Origin of the sequence: Lactococcus hircilactis (assembly GCF_009601015.1) — a bacterium.
Classification (GTDB): domain Bacteria; phylum Bacillota; class Bacilli; order Lactobacillales; family Streptococcaceae; genus Lactococcus; species Lactococcus hircilactis.
Map to the genome: position 1 here is coordinate 135215 of NZ_WITJ01000002.1, position 14443 is coordinate 149657.

Consider the following 14443-nt stretch of genomic DNA (forward strand, 5'->3'; position numbering starts at 1 on the left):
ATTCTACTTTTATCACATGGGTTTAACGCTCATCATCAGTTTTTTGACACTTTTTATTTGTGCGCATTCTATTATACCAAAAAATGGACCAAAATTCAGCCCATTTATGCTTAAATCCCTGTCCTATCGTATTTTAATCGTAAAGTGCAATAGAAACTAATTGTTCATAATCCGATTGATGCAATTCTTGTGCAAAGTCACGTAAAACGCGTCCACGTGCTTCTCCATCTTCAGCTTCATGCAACGCTTGAATCGCCTCTTTTAATAATATATTTTTAATCATCGAAGGTTTCCTTTCTTACAAACGGATTTTTAAATTATAAGTCAGAAAACTTAACTGAAACCTAAAATGTCGCATTTTATCTTTTTTCTCCCCAAAAAAAGCTGTCAGTACTGACAACTTTTTAACTTCTATTATTTCTTACTTTAAGTGCTGACGATAAACATTCGCTTCTGCTTCTGTTGAGAAAACAAAATGACCAGGAGTAATTTCACGCATCTCACGTTCTTGACCATCCGTTTCATCCGTTGGATCATACACGATAGGCGTACGTTCGCGCTCTGAAATCGGATCTGGAGAAGGAATTGAGCTTAGCAAAGATTTCGTATAAGGGTGAATCGGATGATTGTACACATCATCCGATGTTCCAATTTCCAAAATTTTTCCCCAATGCATCACACCAATGCGATCAGAAATATACTTAACCATAGACAAATCATGTGCAATAAACAAATAAGTCAACCCATTTTGCGCCTGAATATCCTTTAATAAATTGACCACTTGTGCTTGAATCGAAACATCGAGTGCTGAGATAGGTTCATCAGCAACAATAAATTTAGGTTTCACAGCTAAAGCACGAGCGATACCAATTCTTTGACGTTGTCCACCTGAGAATTCATGAGGATAGCGCGTCAAATGATCATGATTCAATCCAACCAATTGAAGGAGATTCTCGACTTGAGCAGTCCGATCTTGCGCATCTTTTGCCAAATGATTAACATCAATTCCTTCAGCAACAACATCTTTAACCCGCATCCGACCATTAAGTGAAGCTTGAGGATCTTGAAATATCATTTGTGCTTCTGAGCGGAAATGTTTCAGATTCTCACCTTTTAACTTCCGAACATCTGATCCATTGAATAAAATTTCCCCAGATTCAATATCTTTATCATATAATTTTAAAATGGCACGACCAATCGTCGTTTTACCAGAACCAGATTCTCCAACAAGTCCAAAAGTTTCCCCCTCATAAATATCAAAAGAAACATTATTGATGGCCTTATTGGCATTGCGCTTGCCTTTGTTGAAAACCAAATTCAGGTTTTTCAATTCAACCAGTTTTTTCCCATTTTCAACCATTATTTTGCATCTCCTTTCGCGTTTGTAACACCAGACATTTCAGCCCAGCGTGCCCAACGTGCTTTAATTTTTTCAGAAGGTTCGACTTTTGGCGCACGAGGATCTAACAACCACGTTTTTGCAAAATGTGTAGGAGAAACTTCAAAGAAAGGAGGTTCTTCTTCAAAATCAATATCAAGCGCATACTTATTCCGAGCTGCAAAAGCATCTCCTTTAGGCGGATTCAATAAATCAGGAGGTGTTCCTGGAATAGAAACCAAACGATCCACTGTAGAGTCAACCGTTGGCATTGAATCCAACAAGCCCCAAGTATATGGATGTTGTGGATTATAAAAGATCTCCTCAACCGTCCCATATTCTACAATTTCCCCAGCATACATGACCGCTACTTTATGGGCAAAACCAGCAACAACACCCAAATCATGCGTGATAAAAATAATTGATGATGAAATCCGTTCTTGAAGTTCCGCCATCATGTGCATGATTTGTGCTTGAATCGTAACATCAAGCGCTGTCGTCGGCTCATCTGCAATCAAAATCTCAGGATCTCCAGCAAGCGCAATCGCAATGACCGCTCTTTGGCGCATTCCACCTGACCATTGATGAGGATAATCATTGATATGTTCTTGTGCTGCAGGAATTCCGACTTGTTTCATCAAATCCAAAGCACGTGCCAGTGCCTCTTTTTTACTCATTCCTTTATGTTTAATCAAAGGTTCTGCAATTTGTTTCCCGATTTTCATGGTTGGATCAAGAGAGGTCATTGGATCTTGGAAAATCATTGAAATTTCATTGCCACGTAGTTTTTGCCACTCTACTTCAGACAATTTCAAAAGATCTTTTCCCTTATAGAGCAGCTCTCCTTCAGGAATTTCTGCATTCTGTGCATTTAATCCCATCAACGTTTTAGTTGTCACAGATTTACCAGAACCCGATTCTCCAACAATCGCTAACGTTTGACCCTTCTCAAGATCAAAATTGACATTACGAATGGCTTTTACTTTACCTGCGTAAGTTTTAAAATTGACGTGTAAATTTTTTACTTCTAATATTTTTTCAGACATGATTAATCCTCGCTAGATTTAGGGTCAAATGCGTCACGCAAGCCATAACCAAACAAGAAGAATGAAAGTGACAAGAGACACAATACTGCAGCAGGTACTGCTAATTGGAAGGGATAAAATTGTAAACTCCCAATCCCATCAGAAATCAAAGAACCAAGTGAAGACGTAGGAGGTTTCACCCCAAGATTAATCGCTGACAACGTTGCTTCAGCAAAAATAACAGAAGGAATATCAAACATGATCTGAACAATAATGACGCCCAGCATATTTGGAAGCAAATGACGAATCATGATCCGGAAAGTAGATTCTCCCAAAGTCCGAGAAGCCAAAATGAACTCGCGTTCTTTCCAACTCAAAGTCAAATTACGAACTTGACGCGCAATTCCCGTCCAAATGAACATTCCGATCGCCAAAATAATTGACGTCACGCCTTGACCAAATAGCATTCCAAGCATCGTTACAATAACAAGATAAGGAATTGATGAGATGATTTCGATAATCCGTTGCATGACATTATCGACTTTTCCACCAACCCATCCTGAAATCAATCCATAAGTAATTCCAATAAAAATATCAAATAGAATTGCAGCAAACGCAATCAAAAGAGAAATCCGAAGCCCAACAATAGTACGTTTCGCAAGTGAACGCCCAAGATTATCTGTTCCAAGCACATAAGATTTTCCAGCTGGAACTTTTTGATCCTCATAAACATTTGATGCCACGCTATTTCCTGGCGTTGTGAATTCTCCGTTCCATCCAGGAATGTTTAAATTCCCCAATTTTGGAGGTAAGTTTTTATAAACTTGTACTTTATTTGGATTAAAATTATTGGCAGCACTTTGTGGTACAGCTACAATTGAAATCAAAGAAAAAATCAAAGTGGCAAAAACTACAACCATTGCTACAACAGCAATTTTATTCTTTTTAAATCGACGCCAAGCATCTTGCCAGAAAGTAAGAGCTGGTTTTGAAATCAATTCCATCTCATGAGAATCTTTCGTTCCAACGAGAATGAATTTATTATTTACATTTTCCATAGTTTCGCTCCCTCTAGTCTAATCTTACACGTGGATCAACAAACGCAGTAATGATATCTGTAATCAAGATCATGATCATCAGCATTAAAGCATACACGATTGTAGTTCCCATGATGACAGGGAAATCTTTTGAAGGAATTGAATTTACAAATTGTTGTCCAATTCCAGGAATACTAAAGATTGTTTCAATCAAGACAGAACCTGTCAAAAGCCCTGCAGTCATTGGACCAATCAGAGTCAACATCGGAATAAGTGAATTACGAAGGGCGTGTCTCCAAAGCACCTCACGATCTGAAAGTCCTTTTGCACGGGCCAAAAGAATATAGTCTGAACTCAAAGATTCAATCATTTCAGAACGAACAAATGCTGTGACTTGTGCCATTGATGCTAGTGAAAGAGCGATTGATGGCATGACTGATGTGCCAGCAAACATCCCATTCCATCCTGTGACAGGCAACACTTGTAGTGTATAACCTAAAACCAATAGAAGTAGTGTTCCCACAACAAACGATGGCACTGAAAAAGCAAACGTTGAGATTACACTCAAAACACCATCAATCCAAGTGTTTCTATAACGGGCAGAAAGGACGCCGAAGATGGTTCCGAAAAATACTGCAATGATCATCGCTTGAATCCCCAACTGTGCTGAAACAGGGAGCCGTTGTGCAATCATCATACTTACGGGTTGATTGGTGTAAGTAAATGATGTACCAAAATTACCTGTGAACGCATGACCCAGATAAATCAGATATTGATACCACAAAGGTTTATCTAAACCATAAGCAGCCATCAAGGTTTGAAGTTGTTGGGGGGATAACTTTGGATTATGGAATGGCGTTCCAGGCATTACCTGCATCAAAAAGAATGTTGCAGTAATGACAAGGAATAAGGTAAGCACCATCAACAAGATGCGCTTAAAAATGTATTTAGCTAGCATAATTTATTCTTTCTTATATAAACACGAAAAAGTAGGTGCCAAACGGCCCTTACTTTTTCATTTACTCTAATTCAACGCATTACTTGATATAGACATCCTTAAGATCATATGAGAGACCTGTTCCATGGAATGCTAAACCGACCATATTTGGATTGCGAAGTGCTGGTGTAGTGCGGAAGAAGACAGGGTTGATGCTTGATTCATCGTAAAGTGCTTTTTCAGCTGCTTTGTAATCTGCATCGCGCGCTTCATCATTCGTTACGTCTGGAAGTGTCGTTGCTTTTTTCATTGCTGCTTCATAGGTTGCGTTTGAAACTCCACCATCATTGTTACCAGAGTCTGCAGTGAAGAGTTGCAAGAAGGTTGATGGTTCAGCGTAATCTCCACCCCAAAGTGAGTTCACAATATCAAATTGATGATTGTGTGAATCTTTGATTCGTTGTTGGAATGGAACGATTTTTTCTGTGATGGTCAAACCTGGAAGTGCTTTTTGAAGAGATGTTTGAAGGAAATCTGCCATTTGTTTTGCTGTTGTAGAATCCGCATCTGTTTCGTAAGAAAGATTAAGTTTTGTTTCACCAATCTCACTCAACCCTTTAGTCCAATATTCTTTTGCTTTTTTCACATCATAAGTGTAAGGTTGAGCGGCGTAAGTGGCAAAATCTTTACCGTCTGAAGTTTGTGCCATTCCTGCTGGAGTCAATCCTGTTGCTGGTTTAGAGCCTGCAGTTGTTTGAGCAACGATTGTTGCGCGGTCTATTGCAAGATTAAGCGCAGTCCGGATATTTTTATTCTTCAATGCTTTAGCAGCAGCTGGATTAGATGTTCCTGATCCTGTTTGGTTATATTGAATATAATCTGTCGTTGCTTCTTTGAGATTGACAAGTTTTGCATTCTTTGTGTAGCCCTTATTGGCATTGTACAAATCTGGTGTTCCAAGAGCGGCTTGGTCAAGTTTTCCTTGTTTAAATAATTGAACCGCAGTTTCAGGTTTCTTGATTACTTGATAATCAATTTCGCTTGATTTCACATTCTTTTTGTCGTAATAGTGATCATTTTTGACAAGTTTGAAGGATTCATTTGTTCCTGTCCACCCTTTATCTTTGAAAACAAATGGTCCAGAGTAGAGTGTTTTAGAAGATGATGTTCCATAATCTTTACCATATTTTTCAACAAAGCTTTGATTCAATGGGAAATACACGGATTGAGCAAGTAAGAATTTAAAGTAAGGCGTTGGTTGTGTTAATGTTACTTTAAATACGGTATCAGAAACCTTTTCAATACCTAATGTGCTCTTATCTGCTTTGCCATTCATGATATCATTGGCACCTTTGATATTTGCTAACAAATAAGCATATTGTGACGCTTGTTTAGGATCTACCGCACGCTGCCATGAATACACAAAATCTTTTGCTGTCAAAGGATCTCCGTTTGACCATTTAAGGCCTGAGCGAAGTGTAATTGTGTAAGTCAATCCGTCGCTTGATTCCTCTACACTTTTAGCCAAAGCAGGCTCTGCTTTACCATCTGATGCGACACGTGTAGCACCTTCTTCGGTATTCCCGATAAAGATGTTTGAATAGGTATCTGTCGCCATCGTTGAGTCAAGTGTTGAGATATCTGTTGGAATGGCCAACTGAGGAGCACGTCCAGCGTCGGATTTAGATGACGCTCCGCCACAAGCTGCAAGGATAGCAACAGAAGCCAAAGTCATCGTTCCTAGACCTACTTTTTTCCAAGTTTTCATGAAATTTCCCTCTTTCATATTTTTTCTGTAAAATTATGTCATTGTAATTGTCAGAAAATTAATTATATTGGTATTATACTTAAAATAACCTGAAATGTAAAGCGAAAGATTTTCTCTCTCTCTTTTACAGAAAAATTATTATTTTATTTCAATCAAGTGAGTATTTGTACTAATCTTCATATATTTTTTATATTTTCTGAAAATTTACTATGCTTGAAATTTTATCAGATTTGCATGGTTTTGTCAAGAATAATGAATTTATTATTTATATTAAAAAACAGCGCATTTTTGTAATATTCATGTGCTGTTTCTTTTTTATTTTAGATATGCTTCTTTTAAATCATAGGTTAATCCAGTAGAATGGAATTGAAATCCTTTCACATCTGGGTTAAGAAGTGCTGGACTTGCTTGGAAATCAATCGGATTGATATAGGAGTGTTCAAATAAAACAGTTTCTGCTTTTTTATAATCTTGATCTGTTTTAGATTGATCCAAAACATCAGGGACAGTGGAAGCTGCTTTATAGGCAGCATCATAATCTGCACTAGAAAACTTCCCCGAATTATAGGATTGTCCTGTTACAAAAAGTTGTAAAAATGTTGAAGGCTCCGCATAATCTCCGCCCCAGCCTGATAAAATCATGTCAAATGCTTGATTTTGCTGATCTTGTAAGCGTTGTTGGAATGGAACAAGCTTCAGGTTGATTTTAAGTCCTGGGAGATTTTTTTCATACGATGTTTGGAGATAATTTGCGGTCGCTGCTGATGGTGCGAGATCTGATGCGGCTTCAAAGCTTAAGGTGAGCTGAGTCAATCCTACTTCTTTAAGTCCTTCTTGCCAGAGTTTTTTAGCTGCTGTGACATCATATTTATAGCCTTGTTGAGCATATTTTGAAAAATCTTCGCCTGTTTTTGTTTTGCTTAATTTTACTGGTGTAAAGCTTGTGGCAACGGTTGAATACGGTAGTGCATTTTCAATGATTGCAGCGCGATTTGTTGCTAAATTAAGTGCTTCACGGATTTTTTCGTTGGCTAGTGCTTTTTGAGCTTCTGCACTTGTCGCCCCTTTATTGGATTGATTATATTCAACATAATCTGTCCGTGCTTGCTTAAATACTGTAAATCCTTTAGCCTCTTTGTTTGCGGTGATGAGATCTGTAGTGGGAAGTAAAGTAAAATCTAATTTCTTTTGTTTGTAAAGTTGTGCTCCTGTATTTGCATTAGCAATCACTTGAAAATCAATGGCTTTGGATTTCACTTTTGATTTATCCCAATAATTTTTATTCGCATAGATGGTAAAACTTTTGTTTGTTCCTGTCCATCCTTTTGATGCTTTGAACATATATGGACCGTTATAAACCATCTTATCAGAGGTTGTTCCAAAAGATTTTCCGTATTTCTCTACGACTTTTTCATCGAGTGGATAATAGACAGGCTCTGAGAGGAGGAACTTGAAGTATGGTGTGGGAGAGGAGAGTTTTACAGTCAATTGTGTATCGCTTTTCACTTCGACCCCAAGCTTTGATTGGTCTAATTTTCCTGCTGAAATATCGTTTGCATTTTCAATTGCTCCCATTAAATAAGCATATTCTGATCCAACTTTTGGATCTACTGCCCGTCGCCAAGCATATGCGAAGTCCTGTGCCGTCAATGGATCTCCATTTGACCATTTGAGATTAGGTTTTAATGTGATGGTATAAGTCAATCCATCACTTGAGGAGGTAATGGATTTGGCTAAGGCTAGTGCAGCATCACCATTTTTATCCACACGTGTAGCCCCTTCTTCAACATTTCCAATGACGTTATAGGAATATTGGTCTGTGACGATCGTTGGATCAAGCGTTGCAACATCTGTTGGGATGGAGAACGTGATATTTTTTTCTGATGCTTTGTTATTTCCACATGCAGCTAAAGTTGCGATTGCAAGAAGAGAGAGTGCTGAGAGACTTACTATTTTTAATTTTTCCAAATGATTGTGCTCCTTTTTATAAAAAAATAAAATTTACTGAATAATTTCAAAACATTTTATATGTTCTGTATTTTACATCTAATCATTATTATTGTCAAGTAAAGCGAAACAAAAAAGATTCAGTTTCAATGAAACTGAATCTTTTTTAGGAGACATGAGATGAAGGGGAATTTTTTTCGATGGTTTCAACCACTTTGAAGAGTTTCATGCCGTTTGAGCCTTTAAATAAAATCTGATCATTAGGTTGAAGGTCTGATTTTATGGCTTGTGTGAGGTCATCTCGCGTTTCAAAATAGACAACTGCGGGATTTCCATGAGCAGCGGTATAGAGGTTTTTCATCAAAGGGCCATAAAGATACACTTTTTCTAAACACTCAAAATCTAAGTGGTCAAGCAGGTGGGCGTGAAGTTCAGCAGAGGATTGTCCAAGTTCAAGCATATCTGCAAGAACAACACGTTTTTTCCCATTTTTATTGGGAGAAATGGTTTGAAAGGTCTCTAAAATGAGACGTGTTGCGGTAGGATTGGCATTATAGACATCTGATAAGATATCTGCGCCATTTGCTGCTTTTTTCCACTCTGTACGATTTTTCGTTAATTGAACGGTTGCTAATCCTTTTTTAATTTCTTTTTCACTTAATCCCATTTTGAGTCCGACGTAGGCTGCAAGCATCGCATTTGTTGCATTATACTTTCCTGGGATCGGGATTGTGATTGTTTCTTCTAAAAAATTTGTGTTAAAACTTAGCTTTTCTTTATGTTCGACCAGTTTTGTGAGTGAAAGTTTTTCGCCACTGCCAAATCGAGTGATGTTTTGATTGTCATAAATAAATGCGTTGATGATTGGATCTGCTGGAGCAATCAGTTCATTTTCAATGCCTAAGCCTGCTTGAATCCCCATTTTTCCTTTGGCAATGTTTTTTCGGCTCCCCATAAATTCCAGATGAGCTTCACCAATCAGTGTAATCACTGCTAAATCGGGGCTCGCAAGACGTGAGAGAAAATCAATGTCACCTGGATGATCCATTCCCATCTCTAAGACGAGCTTTTGTGTGGCATCTGGCATGTGGAGAATCGTATAGGGTAGACCAATCTCGTTATTGTGATTGCCCTGCGTTTTGTAGGTAGAAAACTTTTCACTCAAAACGCTAGCTATCATGTCTTTCGTTGTTGTTTTTCCATTTGATCCAGTAACTGCGATGACTGTGGGTGCTAGTTTTGCGAGATAATATTTTGCGAGCGTTTGAAATGCTAAAAGATTATCTTCTACCAATAAATGAGGGTAGGGAACTTTTTTTTCCGAAAACGTAATAATTGCGCCATTTTGAAAAGCTGTTTCAATAAAATCATGTCCGTCTCTTGCTCCTTTGAGTGGGAGAAAAAGATCTCCTGAGCTGATCAAGCGACTATCAAATTCAATGTGTTGGATGGTTTGATCTGTCAGTGCTGACAAATCATTTTTTGCATGGATGACGTGTGCAATTTCTTTTATTGTGAGTTTCATGATGATTTTATTATAACACTTTTTAGCGAATAAAAAATCTGTCAGTACTGACAGATTGGAAAATTTAGTTTTTGAGTGCTGATTTGATGGCATAAGCTGCACCGAGCATTCCAGCGTCGTTTTTAAGGGCACAGCGCTCAATCTTAGTAAGTAAGCCTTGATTTTTAATTCGATGGAGTGCAAAATGGCGGTCAATCAATTCAAACCACTTTTTTTCTAAGCGCTCCATAAAGTAATCATTGGCAGAAATACCGCCACCAATCAGAATTACTTCAGGATCAAAACTTGCGGTCAAATTCATAAGATTCACACAAAGGTCTGTCAAAAATTGATCAAAGACCAGCGCTGCAATAGGGTCATTGGACTGCACCAAGTCAACAACTTCACGCGCTTCTGTCAATTTTTCAAAATCACCATGATGAATAGAATTCATCGCTTGATTATAGCTGTTGAGTAACCCTAAAACAGCAGCTGATTTCATATTTTGTGATACTTCTTCGAGTTCTCCAACAGGTGTGATGCCGCTCGTTAAGTTCCATCCAAATTCGCCAGCAATGCCGTGTCCCCCTCGATAAAGGGCATCATTAATGACAATACCCCCACCAACACCTGTCCCAAGTGCCATGACAATATAGTTGGAATAGTTCTGACCAGCACCAAGCCACTTTTCAGCAATTGCTGCTGCGTTGACGTCGTTTTCAACTTTGACAGGAAGAGCTGTCAGCGCTGACAGTTTTTCTTGAAGCGCCAAACCATACATTTCTTTTAAACCGCCAAAATTAACCATAACACCAGACTGATCTGGTGTTCCTGGCGCTGAAATTCCGATCCCACAAACGTCATAGTGCGTTTTGAGGGCTTCAACTTTTTCTGTCAGTGCTGACAGAAACGGTGTTTGTGTCTGGGGCGTTCTCATTTTACCTTTTTCAAAGACTGTTCCAGTGTCATCCACCACACCAAATTTGATGAATGTGCCACCAATATCAAATGCTAAATACATTTTTCTCCTTTTATGATAAGCGTTCGACTTTTGAGAGAGCGAACTCAATGTTTGTAATCTTTTTTGACTTTCTAATCAGCGTGAAACTTAACATTCAAATGCTCACACGATTTCTCAAACAGACTGGTCAAATTGCAATAACGTCGACTTTTGTTGACGGGAAAAGCACATCATTCTTCCTAGAATTTACATTGACATTGAACAGTATCCCACTGTATCAATGCTCCATTCCTTCTTCTTTTGTCCACCCATTTTCTGCGATGAGATTTTTATACCACTCAAAAGAATCTTTCTTGCTGCGTGCAAGGCTACCATGGCCTTGATTATCTTTGTCCACATAAATCATGCCATATCGTTTTTCCATTTCTCCAGAACCAAAGCTGACCAAATCTATAATCCCCCAAGGTGTATATCCCATCAAATCAACCCCATCCTCATCAATTGCTTTTTGCATTTGCTCAATGTGCTGTTTGAGATAATCAATGCGATAGCGATCATGAACTGCACCATCTGCCATTTTTTGATCATAAGCACCAAATCCATTTTCAACAATAAATAAGGGTTTTTCATACCGCTCATAAATCAAATTCAACACCACACGAAGTCCAACAGGATCAATCGCCCATCCCCAATCACTGGATTTGATATATGGATTTTGACTCATTTTAGCATGTGGAAAATCAGTAATGTCGTGTCCATCAAGCTCATCAACGGTCGTTACCGCGCCAGACATATAATATGAAAAACCAATAAAGTCCACACAACCTTCACGCAAAGCTTGAAGTTCCTCAGCATTATACTCAATATGATACTGCTTTTTTTCCCAATATTTTAAGATATAATGCGGAATTCGCCCACGTGCATGCACATCACTATAAAAATAACGACGGTGCATCACTTTGATTGACGCCATTTGATCTGTCGGCTGGCAGGTGTAAGCATAAACTGGTACATAAGCCATCATACATCCGATTTGAAAATCAGGATTAATCTCATGACCCAATTTTACCACTTTACTTGAAGCAATTAATTCATTTAATCCCGCCTGAAAAATGACGGCTTCACGATTTTCACCTTCTTCAAATTGGATTGCTGAATTTGTCCACGCATGTAGATCTGACTGTCCATCTGCTTGATTATTGATTTCGTTAAATGTCATCCAGTATTTAACTTTATCTTTATAGCGATGCATCACAACTTGCGCATATCGGACAAAAAAATCAATCAACTTCTTATTTCTGAACCCACCATATACTTCATAAAGATGATAAGGTATCTCAAAATGGGATAGTGTAATCACAGGTTCAATCCCATTTTTTAATAATTCATCAAATAAATCATCGTAAAACTGAAGTCCACCTTCATTTGGCTCATGATCATCTCCATTTGGAAAAATACGACTCCAAGAAATGGATGTTCTAAAAGCTTTTAATCCGAGCTCTTTAAACAGTCTGATATCAGATTTGTAACGATGATAAAAATCAATCGCTTCATGATTAGGATAATACTTCCCCTCAACAATTCCATGTGTTATTTCACGTTCCACACCATTACTTCCTGCAGTCATCACATCTGCGCAAGATAATCCACGTCCTTGTTGGTCATATCCTCCCTCAATTTGGTGCGCAGCAACTGCCCCACCCCACAAAAAATGCTCTGGAAATTTTTTTTTCATTTTTGTATGTGCTCCTCTTCATTTTTCACTTCAATACTTGCCACCAAATGAGAAAGATCATTGATGTAAAAGTTAATTTTCCCATTTTCAAGTGTTTTTTCTCCTTGATTATTGTAATAAGAAAGGCTGTCAGTACTGACAGAAAATGAAAGTGTCTTTTTCTCCCCTTTTTTCAACACCACTTTCTTGAAATCAATCAATTCTCGCACAGGACGTACAAGTTTTGCTACTGGATCTTCCATAAATAGCAAAACAGATTCTTGCGTGTCATAATCACTATCATTCTCTATATCGCACTGGATATCCACCACTTTTTGATCAGTAATGACCGTATCAGAACACTGAACATTTGTCAATTGAACTGTACCATAGCGCAACCCGTACCCAAATGGATATAGTGCGCCAATTTTTACATCCTGATAACGACTACTATAAGTACTCTCATTTGCAGGACGACCTGAGCGTAATTCATTATAGGAAAGCGGGGTTTGACCTGTGACACGAGGAAAACTCATCGGCAAACGTCCCGTTGGACTTTCTAACCCAAGCATCAACGTCGCAATCGCATTTCCTGCTTCATTGCCCAAATACCAACTCCAAAGTAGTCCATCCAACGCATCAATCACAGATTCTAAAGCCATCGGACGTCCTGAAAACCCTATTCCGATTACTTTTTTCCCCAAAGCTTTGATATCATAAATCAAAGCTTGCTGTGCACTTGGAATCTCTAAATTTGCTGATGAATGTCCTTCTCCAGAGCGATCCCAGACTTCTCCAATCGTTACAATGACTTTTGTAACTTCTGCTAAAATCGCTTCTGGGACCTCATCCAAGTATTCATAAGCGAACACCCGATCTGCCAAGTGAGAAAATCCCTCTTCAACTGAAATTGTCTCATCCAGCCGTCCCTTGCAATTCCAATTCCCAAGGAGTGCTTTTGTTTTTGCAAATGGGCCCACAATCAAAATTGGCTCTATAGCAGACATTGGTAGAATTTCGTTATCATTTTTCAATAATACGCAAGAAGCTTTTGACGCATTTCTAGCACTTTCAATCATTCTGTCAGCTCTGACAACTGATTTTTCTTTCATTTCATCCGCAAAAGGATGCTCAAAAAGTCCTAATTCATTTTTCAGATACAAAATCTTTAAAGTTGCGTGATCAATCTTTTTTAACATCAGCTTTGATTGCTTTGTAAAATGTTCTCCATATTTCAAAAACGCATTTGAAACCATCTCGATTTCAATTCCAGCGTTTAAAGCAAGTCGTCCTGCCGCTTCATCATCCAATGCAACTCCATGATTTTTCAGCTCAGAAACAGCCCCCCAATCTGAAATAATCAAATCATTGAATCCAAAACGTTTTCTTAAAACATCGTCCAATAAATAAGTACTCGCTGTTGCAGGTTCGCCATTGAGTGAATTAAAAGAGGCCATAACCATTTTAGGAGCAGCCCCTAAAGCAAGTTCATAAGGCTTAGCATACGCTCCAAAAAATTCTTTTGTACTCATATCTACACTCGCATAATCTCGTCCTCCATCTGGCGCTCCGTAAGCAGCAAAGTGTTTTAAACACGCCACAACACCATTAGAATCAATCCATCCATCCTGACTTCCTTGATACCCCTCAATCATCGCACCTCCAAGCACCCCAGAAAGATAAGCATCTTCTCCAAAACTTTCCATCACACGTCCCCAACGTGCATCACGAACCAGATCCACCATTGGAGAAAAATCAACTTGAATCCCAGAACTTCTAAGTTCTTGAGCAGTTAATTTTCCCACTTCTTCCACGATTTCTTTGTCAAAAGTACTTGCTAACGCAAGTGGAATCGGGAAAATCGTCCGATACCCATGAATCGCATCGTGCATAAACATCAACGGAATTTTTAAGCGACTTTTCTCCAAATAATCCCTTTGAACCGCATTGATGGCTTGAGTGCTTGACACTCCAAGAACTGAACCCACCGTATATAATTGCTCAGCATCCAATCCTAATTCTTCTAAAGAAGGTCCTGTCACTACCAACTCATCAGGAAATTTTTCCCCGACAAAATACTCACCTGTTGTTTGAGACATCTGTCCCAATTTTTCTTCGAGTGTCATTGACTTAAATAAATTTATTAAGGCTACTTCATCCATTTAATTTGCC

At 38.5% G+C, this 14443-nt stretch carries 11 protein-coding genes; all 11 read right to left on the reverse strand.

Going from position 1 to position 14443, the window contains the following annotated elements:
- Positions 1-133: 133 nt before the first annotated feature.
- Positions 134-283: a hypothetical protein gene (locus tag GHI93_RS01730; protein ID WP_153495021.1), complete on the reverse strand. Its 150-nt coding sequence runs from the start codon at positions 281-283 to the stop codon at positions 134-136.
- Positions 284-421: 138 nt separating this feature from the next.
- A complete protein-coding gene (locus tag GHI93_RS01735) occupies positions 422-1360 on the reverse strand; it encodes an ABC transporter ATP-binding protein (protein WP_153495023.1) in 939 nt (312 codons plus the stop codon).
- A complete protein-coding gene (locus GHI93_RS01740; RefSeq protein WP_153495025.1) occupies positions 1360-2424 on the reverse strand; it encodes an ABC transporter ATP-binding protein in 1065 nt (354 codons plus the stop codon). Before GHI93_RS01740 ends, GHI93_RS01735 begins: the two co-directional genes overlap by 1 nt.
- 2 nt (positions 2425-2426) lie before the next feature.
- Positions 2427-3461 carry an ABC transporter permease gene (locus GHI93_RS01745; protein ID WP_153495027.1) on the reverse strand — a complete coding sequence of 345 codons (1035 nt, stop codon included), beginning with the start codon at positions 3459-3461 and terminating at the stop codon, positions 2427-2429.
- Positions 3462-3474: 13 nt separating this feature from the next.
- The gene (locus GHI93_RS01750) at positions 3475-4398 is read right to left on the reverse strand and encodes an ABC transporter permease (protein ID WP_153495029.1); all 924 of its coding nucleotides are present in this window, start codon (positions 4396-4398) and stop codon (positions 3475-3477) included.
- Between the two features lie 79 nt (positions 4399-4477).
- Positions 4478-6145 carry a peptide ABC transporter substrate-binding protein gene (locus GHI93_RS01755; protein WP_153495030.1) on the reverse strand — a complete coding sequence of 556 codons (1668 nt, stop codon included), beginning with the start codon at positions 6143-6145 and terminating at the stop codon, positions 4478-4480.
- 315 nt (positions 6146-6460) lie between these two features.
- On the reverse strand, positions 6461-8113 hold the full coding sequence (locus GHI93_RS01760) for a peptide ABC transporter substrate-binding protein (RefSeq protein WP_153495032.1): 1653 nt from the start codon (positions 8111-8113) through the stop codon (positions 6461-6463).
- Positions 8114-8258: 145 nt separating this feature from the next.
- Entirely contained in the window at positions 8259-9617 is a 1359-nt protein-coding gene (locus GHI93_RS01765) for a UDP-N-acetylmuramoyl-tripeptide--D-alanyl-D-alanine ligase (RefSeq protein ID WP_153495153.1), read from the reverse strand.
- 64 nt (positions 9618-9681) lie between these two features.
- Positions 9682-10617 (reverse strand): ROK family protein, encoded by a 936-nt coding sequence (locus tag GHI93_RS01770; RefSeq protein WP_153495034.1) that lies wholly within the window; start codon positions 10615-10617, stop codon positions 9682-9684.
- 217 nt (positions 10618-10834) lie between these two features.
- Entirely contained in the window at positions 10835-12292 is a 1458-nt protein-coding gene (locus GHI93_RS01775) for a 6-phospho-beta-glucosidase (RefSeq protein ID WP_153495036.1), read from the reverse strand.
- Complete coding sequence (locus GHI93_RS01780; protein ID WP_153495037.1) at positions 12289-14433, reverse strand: glycoside hydrolase family 3 N-terminal domain-containing protein; 2145 nt, start codon at positions 14431-14433, stop codon at positions 12289-12291. Before GHI93_RS01780 ends, GHI93_RS01775 begins: the two co-directional genes overlap by 4 nt.
- Positions 14434-14443 lie beyond the last annotated feature (10 nt).